This window comes from Methylocaldum sp. (assembly GCF_039794385.1).
In the GTDB taxonomy this organism is placed as follows: domain Bacteria; phylum Pseudomonadota; class Gammaproteobacteria; order Methylococcales; family Methylococcaceae; genus Methylocaldum.
Genome location: NZ_JBDIVO010000065.1, coordinates 1 through 18,394, shown reverse-complemented (window position 1 = coordinate 18,394; position 18,394 = coordinate 1). Strand labels below are relative to the sequence as shown.

Below are 18,394 nucleotides of genomic sequence, written 5' to 3'. Positions count from 1 at the left end.
GCGGCAAGCCCGCGCGGGTCCGCTCCTCGCGGCGCTTCAGACCTGGCTGCACACCACGCTGACACAGGTCTCGAAAAAGTCGGCGCTAGCCGAGGCGATCCGCTATGCCCTGACCCGCTGGCCGGCGAAATGTGGGGCAATTTCCCGCAAACCTATTCGATGGTCGGGATCATTCATTCGGCCATGGTCCTATCCAAGCCATGGGAAGAGGCGTTCTAGCATAAGGAACAGCAAAGGGTACTATGGAGGGCGCGGCGGAAACGGCATCGGACCGGCCGATGCGAGTAGCCGGATTGTCCAAGTTTCGTTTATATTCCGCCTAGAACACCAGTTGGAACGATCCGGAGAGGATGTCGTCCGGAGTTAATGGAACTGCGCTATTGGCGGAATGCCGAATCCGCTGATTGTCAGAATATCTTATGAATTCGAGCGGAGAGCAGGGATGATCGAAAGGAAAAAGGCCGTCGAATGGTTTCGCCGAATGGTCGAGACCGTGCATCAAGGGCTTTTGGTTCAGCACGCTGGCGGCTCCCTCCCCTACCCCTATCGGCAAATTTTCGGCGCCAAAGACTATCCACGGAATATAACCAACACCCGCAAGACGACGGAAACGTCGCCGCATGCGGCGGTTAAGCATGCCTTCGACGATTGTTTGCTCGTCGGCATCTACATCGTTCAGGATGGAGAAGTCGTCTATGCGAACGAAAAGTTGGCCAAAATCCTCGGCTATCCGAAAGATCAACTGATCGGTATGTCACCCGGGAAACTTTTTCAGTTAGATCATCGGCGTTCGCAGAAAGCGGCCGTTGTGTACCAGCAGAAACCGGCCGCCATACCACCGGTGCATGAGGCGAGAGGCATCAGGAAAAATGGCAAGGTGATCTGGATCAGACGGAGCGAGATCTTGATCGCACATCGCGGATCTCCCGCCATCCTGGGGAACGTCATCGACCTTACCCCGAAAAAACGGCTGAAAGACGTCGTTTGGCAGTCGAAACATGAGCTTAGACTCTTGTCCGCAAAGCTTCTCGGCGCTCAGGAGCAAGAGCGCAAGCGGATCGCCTCGGAGCTTCACGACACCGTGGGACAGTACCTCAGCGCCATCAAGTTCAGTTTGGACAACGTCAACGCGCTGCTCGAAGACAATCAGATCGCATCCGGCCAGAGGTCCCTGCGAGCCGTTATCCCTGTCATCCAGGAGGCCATTTCCGAGGTGAGGCGCATCTCGATGGACTTGAGGCCGGCGATTCTGGACGATCTGGGGCTTCTTGCGACCTTGAGCTGGCACTGCCGCACTTTTCAGAACATCTATGCCTGCATCACGGTCGAAAAACAAATAGAACTGCAGGAAAGCGATGTGCCCGGCGGATTAAAAACCGCGATCTATCGGATCATTCAGGAAGCACTGAACAACGTTGCGAAACACGCCAAAGCCGATCGGATCGTCCTTCGCCTGAGAAAAATCGACACCGCAGTCGAGTTGATCGTCACCGACAACGGCTGGGGATTCGACGTCAGCGAGACCGTGGAACGAGAATTACGGCAACGCGGCCTGGGCCTCGCTAGCATGCGCCAACGGTGCGAGGGTTCCGGGGGGGCCTTCTACATCGATTCCGCGCCCGGCATCGGCACGATCGTTCGCGCGGTCTGGGCCGAGTAGAAGACTCGTGACCGCCGCATGGCGGCGCAGATTGGAAAGCCGCCCCGCGCAACCCGCATGTCGTTGTCTATCGCAGAACCAGCCCTTTCTCTATCGCATAGGCGGTCAGCGCCGCAGCACTGTGGAGATCCAGCTTCTTCATCAAGTTCGCGCGGTGGGTTTCCACGGTTTTCACGCTGAGATGCAGATATTGCGCGATTTCTTTGTTCTTGTGGCCTTCACCGATCAATTTCAGGAGCTCTCGCTCCCGATGGGTCAGGCTGCCCCAGGTTGACCGAGGTTCTTCCGTACTTTTGATTTGCAGATAGGCTTTTATGATTTTTCCGGAAATACTCGGACTTAAATAAATTTTCCCCATTAACACGCTGCGAATCGCGATACGTAATTCCGCATGGGTGGCATCCTTCAAAACATAGCCGTCTGCCCCGGATCTCAGGGCTGCGAGGATGTATTCTTCGACGTCGTGCACAGTGAGTACCAGGATTTTCAGCTGCTGCGATACACGTTTCTTGATTTCCAGGATCGCTTCCAAGCCGCCCAGCCTGGGCATGGAAAGATCGAGCAAGATTAGATCCGCTATGCCGTCGCGGCAGCGGCGAATGAGTTCCAGGCCATCATGGACCTCGCAGACGACTTCGAACTCAGGATCTTGCGACAACAGTACCCGTAAACCTTCCCGCAAAATCGTGTGGTCCTCGGCGATACAGATTCGTTTTTTTTCTTCCATGGCGCGATGCTACTTTGTTTTTGCTGATCTTCTACGGCTGGGCGCGCGAACCAAATAAGCAAAAATCCTTAGTGCCTGAAACAATACGAGCGTGTACGGTCAAATAACCGGGTAAGCGGCGTGTTCGATGATTCGGCCGGATGCCTCTTCGTCACGCAAGGGAATGAATGCTTTCCGCTTTTATCAAGGAACCCAGCGACCGTGCGCAAAATATTGATTGTCGATGACAACGCCTCTTTTCGGCGCTCTCTTAAAGCCTTCTTGTGCGACCAGTTCGCGCACTTCGCTATCGCGGAAGCCGAAAATGGCGCATCGGCGATGAGAACGATCGATCTCGCGCGGCCCGATCTTATTTTCATGGATATCAAGCTGCCCGGCGAAAACGGTCTCGTACTGACCCGCAAGATAAAGACAATTTATTCTCCCGCCATCGTCATTCTGACCAGCTACGACGCGGTCGAGTATCGTGAAGCCGCCTCGGCGTGCGGCGCGGATTATTTCCTGGCCAAGGATGCGGCAAGCGCCGCGGAGGTTTCAAGGCTGGTCGAGTCTTATCTTCCGGGCTCGAGTTCTTCGCCGCCGATCTAGTCCCTGACTCGTAGCTGCCCCGAGTCCGGTCAAACAAAGAACGATTTGCGACTCGCCCCATCGAACGATTCAGCGTTGCGAACCGGTACGACCGGCCGCTGACTTCCGGATTACGAGAATCTCGGGTTCCTAGCCCTCGCAGTCGCCTGTCATTCGGCTCTTGGCGCATCTCCCGCACCGGCCTCTACCCTATCTGCTCATTCAGACTACAGTATCGACGAGCTACCGAATACAGTATCCGCTGTAGTTCTTACTCATCCTCCTTTCAGTACGCTAGTTCCAACGCCAGGTAAGGACGCCGAGCGAAGGGTCGTCGCGCTGGCGCTCGCCCCCAAAAAAAGACATCGCGCTCACAAGGAGGAGGATTATGAACGCTCGAGTTTCGTGTCGTGACGCGTCGATCAAAAGCGCAAAGCGCTGTGTGCTTTTTCTTGCTTTGGTGCTCGGGCTTTCCGTTCATCTCGATGTCCAGGCGGTCGACATCACCGTGGTCGGTTCCGATGGAAGTCCGGTAGGCAGTTTCCGCTGGCTGATCGAGGAGGACGCCACCAAGGTTTCTCAACCGGGCGTGCCCGCCGAGCCGGGAACGAGCCTCGCGCTCGGCTTCCATACCAGTTATATGCCGCTGGTGGCCAAAGGCAACCAGGACAATGCGTCGAACATTCCTCTGAACCCTAGCAAGCGCTACTTCGTTTCCGTACTCCCGGATTCCGCTGCCACCAATCCCGGTTACACCATAGGGGGCGCTCCGATAGCGCCGGGCCAGTCCGCGGTAACCGTTTACGTCAATCGGTCGCCGATACCCACCGCGCAGATTTCGGTGTTCGTCTTCAACGATAACCGCCCCATCAACAACGCCCCCGACCTGCCCGAAGAACAGGGACTGGCCGGCTTCACGATCAAGGTCTACGAAGCAGGCGGAACCTATGGCCAGTCCGGAGGCGAGGTCACCCAGGATGCGTTCGGAAACCCGCTCGGCGTCATCCAGACCGATGCCAACGGTGTGGCCCTCATCAAGAATCTGGTGCCCGCCAAGTACACCCTCTTTGCCATACCGCCGACCGGTTCCGACTGGCACCAGACAAGCACGATCGAGGGCACAAAAGGGATCGATGCCTGGGTCAAGGCGAATGAACCGCCCTTCTTCACTGAATTCGGGCCGCCTGGGCACCATGTCTTCATCGGCTTCGTCAACAAGATCAACGATACGACGGTGCTCACCGGCGGCAGCACCATTAGCGGTCGGGTGGTCAACCTGCACACCTCGCGTCCGCCGGAATTCCCGTTCTACAACGGACACCCCTTTCCCAACTGCTGGGTGGGCCTGAACGACCTCGCCGTCGGCGAAGGCCAAGCCATCTTCGCTCAACCCTGCAATGCCGACAGCAGCTTCTCCATTCCCAATGTCCCGCCCGGCAATTATCAGTTGGTGGTCTGGGACGAGGCTCTGGATATCATCTTCGCTTCGCACGGCGTCACGGTGAACGGCGACGGTAGCTGCAATACCCCGGACGGAAGCTGCGACCTCGTGGAAGTGCCGGTGTTCGACTGGTTTTCCCGACTGGAAGGCAGTGTGTTCTACGACGCCAACGGCAACGGTTATCGCGACGACGGCGAAGTCGGCATGCCGGACCAGGCCGTTAACCTCCGCTTCCGCGACGGCAGCATTTACCAGTCCTTCCCCACAAAAGCGGACGGTTCGTACGGCTTCGAGGAAATCTTTCCCTTCTTCAACTGGCTAGTCGCGGAAGTGGATTTCGCCCGCTTCAAGGCGACCGGCGCCACCGTCACGGTCGACGCCGGAGGAGCGATACCGGCCAGTACCGAAGCGCGGGGCAAGCTCAATCCTCAACCGCAGTTCTGCACCGCCGCCGACGCCTTTGAAACCGGGTGCACAGTAGGCAACGAACTCGTGAATCCGAACACCGGCCACAATCTCTCGCGCACCGAAGCCGGACCGGTGCTGCTGGAAGGCATACAAGGCTTTCTCGGCCAGACCAGCGTGATCGACTGGGGCAAACAAGTCTATCCGATCGGAGAAAACGGCGGCGTGAGCGGCATTGTCCATTATCCGACCACTCGTGCCGAGGATGATCCGCGTTATGCCGCGGCCGAGAACTGGGAGCCGGGCATTCCGAGGGTGCAGGTCAATCTCTACCGGGACTGCAACGACGACGGCGTCATCGATAAGCCCGACTGTTCCGCCCTCGGCGCGCCCGGAACCTTCGTGCTGGCCGACGTAGACAACTATCCGTTCGGCTGGAGTGAAGGCAACGCGGCCAAAGGGCCTGAAGACATCGACCGTAATTCCAACGGGACTTTCGATTTGGGCGACGCGGTCGATTTCACCACCACCGACAGCTGGGACGACAACCTGCCTGCCGGCTGCCAGGGCGATATTTTCCTCTCGTCCACAGGCCAGCCGACCGACTGCTACGACGGTCTCCGCAACTTCAACCAGGTGCGGCCCGCCCTGTTCGATGGCGGCTATGCCTTCGGCGGTCCTGCCGGAAAACCCGAGCTGGCGGCCGGCACCTATATCGTCGCGGCGGTCACTCCGCCCGGCTACGAGCATCAGAAGGAAGAGGACAAGAACGTCGACTTCGGCGACGAATACACGCCCAGCCCCTTGCTTCTGCCGCCGGTGTGCGTCGGCGACCCGCACCTGGTACCGGCCGAGCTGAGTCTGTTTCCGGGCGTGCCCGGAGCCTACGCCGGGCAGACACGGCCTCTATGTGATCGCAAGCAGGTTCGCGTCGCTCAGGGCCAGAATGCGGCGGCGGATTTTTTCATGTTCACCGAAGTACCGATTGCGGGGCATATGGTCGGCATGATACTGGATGATCTGTCGAACGAGTTCGACCCGAACGCGCCAACGTTCGGCGAGAAATATGCCCCACCCTACCTTCCGGTCTCGATTCGCGACTGGACCGGCCGCGAGATCAACCGCGTGCACGCGGACCAGTGGGGCCGGTTCAACGCCCTGGTGCCCTCCACGTTCACCATCAATCCGCCCATACCCTCGGGGGTGGCGCCGAACATGCTGACGGCGTGCATGAACTCGCCAACCATGCCGGATCCGAACAATCCCGGCGGACACACATTGGACCCCTACTACAACCCGAGGTACAGCCAGTTCTGCTACACCTTCCAGTACATGCCGGGCAAGACCACTTATCTGGATACCCCGGTGCTACCCATCGCCGCGTTCGCTTCGCAGGACAAGTTTCCGCTCGATTGCGAGCAGCCCATTCACACGCCCATGATCTATTCGGTGACCGGCACCGCCAACGTCGGCCCTTACGTACCCACGCCAATCAGCAACACGGGGAATAACCGACGGTATCTGATCATCCGCTCGATGGGCTTGGTCGAAGTGCCGAATCCGGCCTATGACGGCACCAACGCGAAAACCATCGTGCGCGACTACGGTTTCGGCGATGCACAGGGCTCCGTACGGATCGGCAACACGATCCTGTCCTTCACGAACTGTACGCCGGCTTGCAGTTGGACCGACGATCAGATCGTCGTACGGGTCCCGCAAGGTACGACAACCGGGGAATTGGTCGTTACCCGCGCCAACGGCGGCGCATTCTCCGTGACCGGCGTCACCGTCACCGTCGGCGGGGCGGCCCCGATCGTCGTGAACGCCGGACAGTCCATCCAGGCGGCGATCGACACGGCCCCGAACGGCGCGCTGATCACGGTCGCTCCCGGCGAATACGACGAACTGCCGATCATGCACAAGAAGGTTCGCCTCCAGGGCTGGGGAGCCGGGTCAACCATCATCAACGCGGCCAAGTTCCCGTCCGAGAAATTGCAAAACTGGAGAAACAAGCTCGCCGAGCTTCTCGACACGAACCAGTTCAGTCTGCTGCCGGGACAGGAAGCCGGTCCGCCGGATCCCCAGGACAACGAGCCGATACTGTTCAACACCGAGGAAGGCGCGGGCATTACCGTGGTGGCCAACGTCGGCGAATTTGCCTCGGGCCCCGCGGCTCAAAGGGCGCGCATCGACGGCTTCACCATCACCGGTGCGGACCACAGCGGCGGAATATTCGTCAACGGCTATGCCCGCTATCTGGAGATCAGCAACAACCGCATCATCGGCAATAACGGCATCTACGGCGGCGGAATCCGCATCGGGAACCCGCAATTAATCAACGGCACCACCTATACCGACAACGAGAACTATGACGTCCGCATCCACCACAACCAGGTGGTCGAAAACGGCGCCAGCGGCGGTCTTGGCGCGGGTGGAATCACCGTCGCCACGGGATCGCGAAACTATGAGGTGACCGACAACTTCGTGTGCGGCAACTTCTCCACCGGAGACGGCGGCGGCATCGCGCATTTGGGACTCAGCAGTTCGAGGCTGGTGGATAATGGGTTGATCGCCCGGAACACCATCGTTTTCAACCAAACCTTCAATCAGGGACAGAACGCTTCCGGCGGCGGCATCTTCATCGGCGGGCTGCCCGCCCTGGCCGCGGGCGAACTGAGCGCCGGCGCGGGTAACGTGACCGTGGACGAAAACCTGATCCAGGGCAATATGGCCGGCGCGGGCGACGGCGGCGGCATCCGGACCCTTTTCGTCAATGGCGCGGATGTTCTGGCGGCAAGAAATAACGCCGGCAGATGGTACCAAATACAAATCCGAAATAATCGGATCGTGGACAACATCGCCGGACTGGCGGGCGGCGGAATTTCGATGCAGGATACTGCCCGGATCGAAATTTTCCACAACACGATCGCCCACAACGACAGCACCGCGACGGCCGGCGAGGCCTTCAGTCCGGGCAGTCCGAACCGGTCCAACGCGCAACCGGCCGGAATCGTCTCGCGTGCCCACAGCACCGCGCTAGCGGCCGCGTTCGGTGCTCTGACCAGGAATCAGTACGGTGTCTTCTCCAATCCGGATCTCCTGAACAATATCGTGTGGCGGAACCGATCGTTCTTCTGGGAGATCGACAATAGCACCGACCCGGCCAGCTTCGGCCTGAGACCGGCGGTGGAGGCGGATGGCGTCACCGGGGCGGTATTCCACGATCTGGCGGTCCTCGGAACGGCCAGCACGGCCTGTCTGAATCCGCGGGCCAGCACGCTGACCTCGCTCAGCGGGCCGGAGGGATGCAGCTATCCCGGAGGTCTCCTCACTCCCAATAACACCAACAATCCGGGCTTCCTGGCCTCGTACTTCAACAGTTCGCCCGGACAGACGATCCAGCAACCGGAAGTCACGACGGCCTTGGCCACGGCACCGGCCTTCGACGAAGGCGGCAACTTCATCGATGTGCACTTCGGTCCGCTGACCCTGTTCAATCCGGCCACGGGCGAACCCTTCGGGGACTATCACCTGCCCTGATTCAGCTCGCCAATCCCGCCGGGCGGACGCCCGGCGGCACACCCAGACCCCATGGAGGAGGCAATCATGGATACGTCCGATCTTCGCATGCCCGTGAGGCTGCTGGCAGCCTCGATCGCCTGTGCCCTAACGCATACATCCCACGCGGGCGTGTACGTCCAGTGTCCGGGCGACATCAACGGCGACGCGGTCATAGACAATCCCGATCCCAATCATCCTCGCGCCGTATGCAAACATCTCGCGGCCGGTGACGGCTTCATCCGGATGGGCGACGACATCGAGAAACTGCAATACATTTTCGGCTTCAGCGACGTGACCGGCGTCCCGTCCGACCAAGTGATCGATACCGGGCTGCTGGCGGCAAATTTTCCGGCACCGACCATCTCGCTAAGGGAAGGCGACGAGTTTTACCTCACGCTCACCAACGTTGCCCTGGCGATACGCCCCGACCTGTTCGATCCCCATTCCGTCCATTTCCACGGGTTTCCCAATGCCGCGTCCGTGTTCGACGGCGTTCCCGAAGGCTCGATCGCCGTCAACCAGGGCGAATCGCTCACCTACTACTACAACATCGTGGAACCCGGCACCTTCATCTATCACTGTCACGTCGAGGCGGCGGAACACATGCAGATGGGGATGCTCGGCAATCTATACGTGCACCCGAGCCAGGACGGCACTTCCAAGACCTACGACGGAAAGACTTACACCAAATTCGTCTACAACGACGGCGACGGCTCGACCGGGTACGACGTGGAATTTCCGCTGCAACTCGGTTCATTCGACCCCGTCTTCCACGATCTCCACCTGAAAATACAGCCGCTGCCTTTCGCAAACATGAAGGACACCTATCCCATGATCAACGGGCGCGGCTATCCGGACACCGTCAACCCTGCCCAGTTGCCGACGCCCATCGATCCGGAAACCGGGGAAAGCGCCAACAACGGGAATCAGTCGCAGAAGGTTTCCTCGCTGGTCACGGCGAGCGCCGGACAACGCATCCTGCTGCGCATCTCCAATCTCAATGTCACCAATTTCTACACCGTGGCGGCGCTGGGGCTCCCGATGACCGTGGTGGGAACCGGCGCCCACATCCTGCGCGGTCCGACCGGCAAGACGCTCTACTACGATACCAGCTCCATCACCTTGGGCGGGGGCGAGGCCGTTGACGTTCTGATCGATACTCGCGGAATCGCACCCGGAACCTACTTCCTCTACACCACCAATCTCAATTATTTGAGCAACAACACCGAGGATTACGGCGGGATGATGACCGAGATCGTGATCAATTAGGAGCAGGAGCAGGACCATGAACCAGTCAGCTTGCATACTCGAACGACTCTCCGTGGCCTCCGTGGCGCTATTGCTCGGCATCTTCGGGCATCCGGCGATCGCCCAGATCGACGGCATTACCGGGCCGACCTTCGACCTCACCGCCAAGGAAGACTACATCAGCACCGCCGACGGCAATACCATCCTCGCCTGGGGCTACGCCAACGGGAACGGGACCATGCAATATCCGGGACCGACTCTGATCGTTAACCAGGGCGACGTCGTCACCGTGACGCTGCACAACGCGCTGCCGCCGCATGGCGCCGACGCGCCCCTGCCGGTGTCCATCGTGTTTCCGGGACAGGAGGGCGTCACGGCCGGCGGCGGAAAGGAGGGATTGTTGACCCGTGAGGCCGATATCGCGGACAACCCGGCCACACCGGAAAACGAAGCGGTCGTGACCTACACCTTCACCGCATCCCGCCCCGGAACCTATCTCTATCACGCCGGCACCAGGATGGACCTGGAGGTCGAGATGGGGCTGATGGGCGCGCTCATCGTTCGGCCCAATTCGAACAACCAGGCCTACGGACACCCGGACAGCGCTTTCGATCAGGAATACCTGTTCCTGCTGAGCGAGATGGATCCGACCATTCACAGGCTGGTCGAGGCCGGCCGTCGGTCCGAGATCGACACCGCGGCTTACCACCCGGTGCATTGGTTCATTAACGGACGCAATAATCCCGACACGATGCTGAAAGCGGGCAACGAAACGCCCTGGCTACCGACGCAGCCTTATAACTGCTTGCCCAGGATGCATCCCGGCGAAAAACTCTTGCTTCGCATCATCAATGGCGGCCGCGACCTCCATCCGTTCCATCATCACGGCAACAACTCATGGTTGATCGCCCGCGACGGCAGGCTGCTGGAAAGCGCGTCCGGGACGGGGCCCGATCTCGCGGTTTCGGACTACACCATTACGACGGCGCCCGGGGAAACCTACGACGCGATCTTCGAATGGACCGGAAAAGGGCTCGGCTGGGACATTTACGGGCACCAGCCGGGCGATCCCCTGCAGCCGAACGAATACGCGCCCGACCACGGCAAGCCGCTTCCGGTCGCGTTGCCGGATCCCCAACTCGCCGTGACGATTGGCGAATTCTGGAGCGGCAGCCCATATCTGGGACAGTTCGGAATATTGCCTCCCGGTGCGGGCGGCAAGAACCTCAATGCCGGCTATTTCCACATGTGGCACTCCCATACCGAGCGGGAGCTTACCAATGACGACATATTCCCGGGGGGGATGATGACCATGGTGATCATCGAGCCACCCGGCGTGCCGATTCCTTGATCGAGGGAACGAAATCATGAGCAGCAAAAAATGGAAACTGGTATCCGGTATGCGTCTCCCGCCGTTATCGGTGCTGGCGATCGCCTGGAGTTCGGCGTTCGGCGCGGAATACTGGCTGCGAGCGGACACGGTCGACGTGATGATGCCGGATGGTGCGACGATACCCATGTGGGGATTCGCGCTCGACAACGAAACATTCGATTCGGGCAACCCCGCGACCGTGCCGGGACCGACGCTGACGGTCCCGCCGGGCGATGGCACCCTCACCGTTCACTTAAAGAACGATGGATTGCCCGAGCCGGTCTCGATCGTCATACCGGGGCAAATCGCGAGCATGGCGCCGGTCAAGGTCAACGACGCCAACGGCAGGCCGCGCGTCCGTTCGTTCACGGACCAGACTTCGGCCGGCGAAACCAAGACCTATCGCTGGACCAATCTCAGGCCGGGGACTTATCTCTATCACAGCGGCACCCACCCACAGGTGCAGGTGCAGATGGGGCTGTACGGGGGGCTGAAAAAAGACGATGCGGGCGGACGGGCTTATCCCAACGTCGACTACGACAACGAAATCATGCTGCTCTACAGCGAAATCGACCCGGCGCTGCATGCCGCCGTTGCCGGCGGCACCTATGGCGGTCCCGCCTATCCCAGCACGATCGATTACAAGCCAAAATACTTCCTGATCAATGGCGAGCCGTACGACGCGAACAGCCCGCCGCCGTTTTCAGCCGGGGCAGCGGGAGAAAGGACTCTGATCCGATTCCTGAACGCCGGCTTGCAGACGCATGTTCCCGTACTCCAGGGACTCGACATGCAACTGGTGGCCGAGGACGGCCATCCTTACCCTTATGTCAAGACTCAGTACTCGGCGATGCTGCCCGCCGCCAAGACGCTGGACGCCATGCTTACTCCGACCCCGGGCCAGGACGGCCAATATGCGATCTACGACCGCAGGCTGAATCTGACCAACGGCATGCAGCCCGGCGGCGGCATGCTGGCTTACCTGACGGTGGGCGCGGCTGCGCCGGGCGCGCCGGTTGCCGCTAACGACGGCCCCTATACGACGAATGAGGATACGCCTCTTTCGATCGCCGCCCCGGGCGTACTGGGCAACGATACCGGGCCATCGCCGCTCGCCGCCGCGCTGGTGAGCACCACCAGCAAGGGCACTTTGAGCCTCTCGGCCGACGGCTCGTTCACCTATACGCCGACCGCCGATACCTCGGGCATCGACAGCTTCAGCTATAAAGCCATCAGCGGGAGCATAAGCAGCAATGTAGCGATGGTGAGCATCAGCGTGACCCCCGTGAACGATCCGCCGCTGGCGCGGAACGACGCGTACAGCATGATTCAGGGTGGAACGCTGAATATCGCGGCCCCCGGGGTGCTGGCTAACGACAGCGATCCGGATGCGGGCGATACGCTCACGGCGGTGAATTTCGGCACGGCGTCGAACGGCACGGTCACCGGCAACACGAACGGCGGTTTTACCTACACCCCGACCGCCGCTTTCACGGGTACGGCGACGTTCGCTTATCAGGCGCGGGACAGCAGCGGGGCCGCCAACAGCACGAGCGCCCCGGCGACCGTCTCGATCACGGTCAATCCCAATCAGGCGCCGTTGGCGCGCGACGATACGGCGACCACCAGAACGAATACGACGGTGCTTATCAATGTCATCGCCAACGATACCGACCCGGACGGCAGTATCAACCCGAGCACGGTCACCATCGTGACCCAGCCCAACCGGCGCGGCACGGCAACACCCAACGCCAATGGCACGGTGACCTACACGCCGAGACTCAATTTCAGGGGTAGCGACGCGTTTACCTACACGGTCAGGGACAACCTGGACACAACGTCCAACGTCGCGACGGTTCGGGTGAATGTCACGCGGTAGGAAATGATTCATGGGAGGAGTGTCATGAGAACACAGGGGCGTGTTTCTGTGCGTCGCTATCGGATCGGCTATCTCGCTTCGGGAATGCTGGTCGTCATGAGTTGTGCCGCCGTCATCGCTGCCCGATGGCCGGGCGATTCCGCGCCGGGGGTCGCCGGTCGGGGGCTCAAACCGGTTGCAGAGATTCCGACTGAGCTGGAGAAACGGTGGGGCATCCGGCTCTTGGGCATCAGACTTTCGGCGGCGGGCAATATGCTCGATTTCCGCTACCGTATCATCGATGCCGGAAAGGCCGCTCCGATGGCTGACCGGACGCTTAACCCCTACGTGGTGGATCAGAAGACCGGCAGCCGGCTTTTGGTGCCCACCGCGCCGACCGTCGGCTTTCTGCGCCAGACCAGCGCAGCTCCCCTGGAGAACCGAACCTACTTCGCCTTGTTCGCGAATCCCGGCAGACAAATCGAAGCCGGCGATAAAGTCACGGTGGTGATTGGTGACTTCAGAGCAGAAAATCTGGTCGTGGAGTGATCGCGATGCGTGTTTCAAATCTCCGCAGACCAGTCAATCGCACCGTCTCGATTCTACTGCTCGCGACCTTTGCCGGCCCGGTCACGCACGCCGGCGCCATCGATCCCCGGCTCGATGCGGTCTTGCGAACGGCAAAGCCGAATGAGTCCATCGCCGTGATCGTTACACTGTCCGACCGAGTCGAGTTAGGCGACTTCAAGGACAAGGACAAACGGCTCCGCAGAAGTAAAATCACCAAAGCGCTCAAGGCCAAGGCGAATCAAAGCCAGAAATCGCTGAAAGCCTTTTTGCAAAGCCAGGGGGCTCAGCGCGTCCGGCAGCTTTGGTTGATCAACGGGATGTCGTTTGCCGCCAAAGGGAGAGCGGTTCTAGAAGTGGCCAGGCGGCCGGAGGTCGAGCGCATGAGTCTCGACCAGACGCTGGAAGCGCCGACGGCAAGCGCCGGCACTCAGGCCGCTCCCGAATGGAACCTAAACGTCATCCATGTTCCGGAACTATGGGCGATGCAGCACACCGGACGTGGGATCGTGGTCGCCAACATGGATACCGGAGTGGATGCGAATCATCCAGACCTCGGCAGTCGCTGGCGGGGCGGCGCGAACAGTTGGTACGACCCGCACGGCGAGCACGCCACCCCCTACGATGGCCACGGACACGGCACCCAGACCATGGGCATCATGGTCGGAGGGAGCGCCGGCGGCACGGCCATAGGCGTCGCTCCAGGGGCCGAATGGATCGCGGCCAAACTGTTCGACGATGCCGGACAGGCGCAATTCAGCGATATCCACCTGAGCTTTCAGTGGCTGCTCGATCCGGACGGCAACCCGGATACGTCCGACGCGCCCGACGTCGTCGCTGCCTCGTGGGGCTTGCAAGGCACCACGGACCGGTGTGTCCTCGAATTCGCGAACGACATCCAGGTCTTCAGGGAGGCGGGTATCGGCCTCGTGTTCTCGGCCGGGAACGAAGGTCCGATCTCTTCGAGCAGCGTGAGTCCGGCCAATAATCCCGAAGCCTTTTCGAGCGGTGCGGTGGACGACACATCGGTCGTGGCGAATTTCAGCAGCCGTGGGGCTTCGGCCTGCGATGGCGGCATCTATCCTCAATTGAGCGCTCCCGGTGTCGACGTCAACACCAGCGATTTGTCGTTCGGCGGGCTGCCTATTTACGCCACCGTCTCCGGCACGTCCTACGCCGCTGCTCATGCCGCGGGCACGATGGCCTTGCTGCTCGAAGCGTTTCCGAATACGGGCATAGCGGTCCTGGAATCGACCCTGCGGCAATCCGCCCAAGACCTGGGCGAGTCCGGCGCCGACAACAGCTACGGCTACGGGCTGATTGATGCCAAGGCCGCGCATGATTACCTGCTCGATCATCCGCCCGGCGGCGGCCACGCGCCTGCAATTACCTCGACCCCGGTGACGACGGCCACCCAAGGGCAACGATACACCTATACCGTAACGGCCAGCGACCCCGATGGCGACACGTTGATTTTTTCGCTCGACAGCGCGCCGACGGGCATGAGCATCGATGGCGGGACGGGGCTTATCTCCTGGATTCCGAACGCCGATCAAGTGGGCGCCAACAACGTGACCGTGAAGGTCGCCGATTTCGGCGGGCTATCCACGACTCAGACCTTTACGATCAACGTGGCCGACGTTAATGATCCGCCCGTCGCGTCAAACGATGCCTACAGCACGGTCGAGGGCGGGACCCTCTCGATCGCCGCGCCCGGCGTGCTCGGCAACGATAGCGACCCCGACGGCGACTCGCTCAACGCTGTTCTGGCCGGCGGCGTTGCCCATGGAAGCCTGAACCTGAATGCCAATGGCAGCTTCAGTTATACGCCGGCCGTCGGCTTCACCGGCACCGACGGCTTTACCTATCGAGCCAATGACGGCACATCGTCGAGCACGCCGGCGACGGTATCCATCACCGTGGCCGCCAATAAACCCCCGGTGGCGGCGAACGACTCGGCAACCACGCGCAGAAACACCGGCAAGCTCATTGCCGTACTGGCCAACGATTCCGATCCGGACGGCAGCCTCGATCCCGCGACGGTAACGATCTCCGCGAAACCCGATAAAGGCGGGTCTGCCGTCGCCAATGGCGATGGCACGATCACCTACAGGCCGAGGCTGCGCTTCACGGGCACGGAGGTTTTCAGGTACACGGTCAACGACAACCGGGGCGCCGAATCCAATGCGGCTACCGTTACGGTGAACGTCACCCGGTGAGGAGGCAAAGGACATGAACGGAACAGATTGTCGCCGCCTCGTTTCGGTTTGCCTCCTTCTCACGGCGGGGACGGCGTTTGCTCCCTGCGATGCGGGCTCTTACGATAGGGCTGCTTCCATTTCCTTTCAGACCGGCTTATCGTACGTGATTCCGGAAATCACGCTGGTCGATCAGGGCGGCCGGCGCGTTTCCTTATCTTCCCAGCTCGATATCGATAGGCCGGTCGTCCTCGATTTCGTCTTCACCAGCTGCACGACGGTCTGCCCGATATCCACGGCGCGCCTGTCCAAGCTTCAGGCGCAGCTGACCCGCCAGCGAGCAAAATTCCGCCTGATTTCGATCTCCATCGATCCGGAGCACGGTACGCCGGAAGCGCTTAGGCAGTATGCCCAAGAGTTCGGCGCGGGTCCGGATTGGCGTTTTCTTACCGGCGATGCGGCCAGCGTTCTCGCCGTTCAGAAGGCTTTCGACGCCTACCGGGGCGGCAAAACCTATCACCCTGCGTTGACGTTCATGCGTTTTCCCCACGACCCGCGATGGCTCCGTTTCGAAGGGTTGGTGAGCGCCGACACCCTGCTCCATCACTTCTTGACCCTCGCTCCGGACAACGTCGCGGCCAAGTGATGTTCACGCTACGGCAACGCCGCCTGATCGACGCCATGAAAGGAAGCTTGCTGACGCTTCTTGCGGTCCATTCATGTGTCGCATCTGCGGCTGCCACACCAACGCAGACCATTGGGATAAACTTGGGGATGGTCGAATGGGGCAAGCGAATCTATCGCGAAGGAGTTCTTCCTTCCGGGCGTCCCCTGCATGCCTTGGTTCAGGACGATGTGACGCTGACGGGGAGCCGCGCCGCGTGCGTCAATTGCCATGGACGCAGCGGGTTCGGCTCCGGCGAGGGACAAGCCGTCGCGCGGCCGATCACCGGACCTTCGCTTTATAACCCTGCGTACCCCCCTCACCCGAAGATGCATGGCTCCGGGTCTCAAAGCGCACTGAGCCGCCCCGCGTACACGGACGAAACGCTCGCCACAGCCCTCCGAACCGGCATCGACATGACGGGACGCCGACTCAACCCGCCCATGCCGCGTTATACGTTGACCCGGACCGAGTCCGACGCTCTGATCGCTTATTTGAAAACGCTGTCGACGGCCCCATCTCCCGGAGTCAACGATCAAACGATTCATTTTGCGACGGTAGCGACCGAGGATGCGGAGCCGGCGAAACAAAAGGCAATGCTAGATGTCTTGGAGGCTTTCTTTCGGAACAAGAATGCCGAAACACGACGCGAGACCCAGCGGGCCGAGCGTGCCCCATGGGATATGGAGCGTGAATACAAGGCCTACCGAAAGTGGCGGCTACACCTGTGGACGTTGACGGGGCGTCCGGAAACCTGGCGCGCTCAACTCGAGGCCTATTACCGCACACAGCCGGTCTTTGCGCTGCTCAGCGGGATCGGGGCGGGGGCTTGGCAGCCGGTCCATGATTTTTGCGAGCGGCACGAAGTTCCCTGCCTGTTCCCGAACGTGGACTTTCCCGTCTTCTCCGAAAACGGCTATTACGCTTTCTACTTTTCTCGCGGCGTGACCCTCGAGGCGGACGTACTGGCCAGGCATCTCAGCGAAGCATCCGAGAGATCCCTGCCCGGTCCTATCGTCCAGATTTTCCGCAACGACAAAACCGGCAGAATCCCCGCCGACGCCTTTCGGAAGGCGATGAAAGCTAACGGAAACGCTAGGGTCCGGGATGTCGGTCTCGACCCAGCCGCCAAACCGACCGCGGATTTTTGGCGCACTTTTCTGAAACGCGAGCACCCTGCTCTGCTCGTCCTCTGGCTCCGAGATTCGGATTTGAGAGGCCTGGAGAGCCTGGCCGCGTCTGTACTGGCCCCCGACCGGATCTATCTTTCTTCAACCCTGTCGAACAAAGCGTCCTCCTTCCTTGCGGCCGATTCGAGAACCAAAATTCGCTTCGTTTATCCGTTCGAATTACCGGAGGCGCTTGATCGGCGGTTGTTGCGACTCAAGGCGTGGCTGAAGCGTAGGAAGCTCGAGCTCATCGACGAACGCGTTCAGGCGAACACTTATTTTGCCGTGACCAAGGCGGGAGCCGCGTTGATGCATATGGTCGATCATTTTTCACGTGACTATTTCGTGGAAAAGATCGAACATGAAGTGGATACGACCATAGCCACGTCGGTTTACCCGCATTTGAGCCTCGGCACCGGCCGGCGCTTCGCATCGAACGGCGCTTATCTGGTCGAGCCTGATGTGGAAAGGAACGAGACACTGGTACCCGTCAGCCGCTGGATCGTTCCTTGATCCGAGGTTCTGTAGTCGAACGCAGGCTCACTTAAACGCGAATTAAGAGCTAACGGAGAGAAGATGCCAGCCCATTGGTGTCTCTTGAGGAGGGTTCTGCAACACCCCTTGGAGACACGACCATGGACTGGCAAACTCAACTTATTACGGTGTATCTGACGGTGTGTGATCTCTATCGCCGCGAGCTCTGGATCCATATCCAACGCTTCGCACCGTATGCCGATCTGCGCTTTACGGATGAAGAGGTCATCACCCTCTATCTGTTTGGCATCCTGCAGAAGCAGCGCGAAATCAAAACTCTCTACACTCATGCCGACCGCTATTGGCGCGACTGGTTTCCGCATCTGCCCAGCTACGGCGGCTTCGTCCAGCGCCTGAATCGGCTCGCCGACGTGTTTCCCGCGCTGTTGGAACGCTGGAGTCCAGCTGGCGCGCCCGCCACCC

The 18,394-nt window shown here is 60.4% G+C and carries 11 protein-coding genes and 2 pseudogenes; 12 read left to right on the top strand and 1 reads right to left on the bottom strand.

Annotated features, from left to right (window positions below; all coding sequences use genetic code 11):
* Together ABJK70_RS08255 and ABJK70_RS08250 are read left to right on the top strand one after the other, a co-directional pair.
* Positions 1 to 121: pseudogene (locus ABJK70_RS08255) on the top strand (transposase); the annotation flags it as partial.
* A gap of 321 nt (positions 122 to 442) precedes the next feature.
* The gene (locus ABJK70_RS08250; RefSeq protein ID WP_347257746.1) at positions 443 to 1,660 is read left to right on the top strand and encodes a PAS domain-containing sensor histidine kinase; all 1,218 of its coding nucleotides are present in this window, start codon (positions 443 to 445) and stop codon (positions 1,658 to 1,660) included.
* Between the two features lie 67 nt (positions 1,661 to 1,727).
* On the opposite strand, the gene ABJK70_RS08245 is transcribed toward ABJK70_RS08250, so the two are convergent.
* Positions 1,728 to 2,387, bottom strand: a complete 660-nt coding sequence (locus ABJK70_RS08245; protein ID WP_086132902.1) for a response regulator transcription factor — start codon at positions 2,385 to 2,387, stop codon at positions 1,728 to 1,730.
* A gap of 201 nt (positions 2,388 to 2,588) precedes the next feature.
* On the opposite strand from ABJK70_RS08245, the gene ABJK70_RS08240 reads away from it, so the two are divergent.
* The 10 genes and pseudogenes from ABJK70_RS08240 to ABJK70_RS08195 all read left to right on the top strand — a co-directional run.
* Positions 2,589 to 2,975, top strand: coding sequence for a response regulator (locus ABJK70_RS08240; RefSeq protein ID WP_168183692.1), 387 nt, complete (start codon positions 2,589 to 2,591; stop codon positions 2,973 to 2,975).
* A 367-nt stretch (positions 2,976 to 3,342) separates the two neighbouring features.
* Entirely contained in the window at positions 3,343 to 8,340 is a 4,998-nt protein-coding gene (locus ABJK70_RS08235; protein ID WP_347257745.1) for a hypothetical protein, read from the top strand.
* 66 nt (positions 8,341 to 8,406) lie between these two features.
* On the top strand, positions 8,407 to 9,630 hold the full coding sequence (locus ABJK70_RS08230; RefSeq protein ID WP_168183691.1) for a multicopper oxidase domain-containing protein: 1,224 nt from the start codon (positions 8,407 to 8,409) through the stop codon (positions 9,628 to 9,630).
* 16 nt (positions 9,631 to 9,646) lie between these two features.
* On the top strand, positions 9,647 to 10,960 hold the full coding sequence (locus ABJK70_RS08225; RefSeq protein ID WP_086132898.1) for a multicopper oxidase domain-containing protein: 1,314 nt from the start codon (positions 9,647 to 9,649) through the stop codon (positions 10,958 to 10,960).
* A gap of 16 nt (positions 10,961 to 10,976) precedes the next feature.
* Positions 10,977 to 12,860: an Ig-like domain-containing protein gene (locus tag ABJK70_RS08220; protein WP_347257744.1), complete on the top strand. Its 1,884-nt coding sequence runs from the start codon at positions 10,977 to 10,979 to the stop codon at positions 12,858 to 12,860.
* Between the two features lie 24 nt (positions 12,861 to 12,884).
* On the top strand, positions 12,885 to 13,388 hold the full coding sequence (locus ABJK70_RS08215; RefSeq protein ID WP_139840968.1) for a hypothetical protein: 504 nt from the start codon (positions 12,885 to 12,887) through the stop codon (positions 13,386 to 13,388).
* Between the two features lie 5 nt (positions 13,389 to 13,393).
* Positions 13,394 to 15,625 (top strand): Ig-like domain-containing protein, encoded by a 2,232-nt coding sequence (locus tag ABJK70_RS08210; RefSeq protein ID WP_077732151.1) that lies wholly within the window; start codon positions 13,394 to 13,396, stop codon positions 15,623 to 15,625.
* Between the two features lie 13 nt (positions 15,626 to 15,638).
* Positions 15,639 to 16,250 carry an SCO family protein gene (locus ABJK70_RS08205; RefSeq protein ID WP_086132895.1) on the top strand — a complete coding sequence of 204 codons (612 nt, stop codon included), beginning with the start codon at positions 15,639 to 15,641 and terminating at the stop codon, positions 16,248 to 16,250.
* Complete coding sequence (locus ABJK70_RS08200) at positions 16,250 to 17,950, top strand: c-type cytochrome (RefSeq protein ID WP_347257743.1); 1,701 nt, start codon at positions 16,250 to 16,252, stop codon at positions 17,948 to 17,950. The genes ABJK70_RS08205 and ABJK70_RS08200 overlap by 1 nt, the downstream gene beginning before the upstream one ends.
* A gap of 122 nt (positions 17,951 to 18,072) precedes the next feature.
* Positions 18,073 to 18,394, top strand: a pseudogene (locus tag ABJK70_RS08195) (IS982 family transposase); the annotation flags it as partial.

Excerpts from the sequence above, each read along its gene's own strand:
- ABJK70_RS08250 (WP_347257746.1), top strand. The coding sequence starts at position 443 with ATGATCGAAAGGAAAAAGGCCGTCGAATGGTTTCGCCGAATGGTCGAG.
- ABJK70_RS08245 (WP_086132902.1), bottom strand. The coding sequence starts at position 2,387 with ATGGAAGAAAAAAAACGAATCTGTATCGCCGAGGACCACACGATTTTG.
- ABJK70_RS08235 (WP_347257745.1), top strand. The coding sequence starts at position 3,343 with ATGAACGCTCGAGTTTCGTGTCGTGACGCGTCGATCAAAAGCGCAAAG.
- ABJK70_RS08230 (WP_168183691.1), top strand. The coding sequence starts at position 8,407 with ATGGATACGTCCGATCTTCGCATGCCCGTGAGGCTGCTGGCAGCCTCG.
- ABJK70_RS08225 (WP_086132898.1), top strand. The coding sequence starts at position 9,647 with ATGAACCAGTCAGCTTGCATACTCGAACGACTCTCCGTGGCCTCCGTG.
- ABJK70_RS08220 (WP_347257744.1), top strand. The coding sequence starts at position 10,977 with ATGAGCAGCAAAAAATGGAAACTGGTATCCGGTATGCGTCTCCCGCCG.
- ABJK70_RS08215 (WP_139840968.1), top strand. The coding sequence starts at position 12,885 with ATGAGAACACAGGGGCGTGTTTCTGTGCGTCGCTATCGGATCGGCTAT.
- ABJK70_RS08210 (WP_077732151.1), top strand. The coding sequence starts at position 13,394 with ATGCGTGTTTCAAATCTCCGCAGACCAGTCAATCGCACCGTCTCGATT.
- ABJK70_RS08205 (WP_086132895.1), top strand. The coding sequence starts at position 15,639 with ATGAACGGAACAGATTGTCGCCGCCTCGTTTCGGTTTGCCTCCTTCTC.
- ABJK70_RS08200 (WP_347257743.1), top strand. The coding sequence starts at position 16,250 with ATGTTCACGCTACGGCAACGCCGCCTGATCGACGCCATGAAAGGAAGC.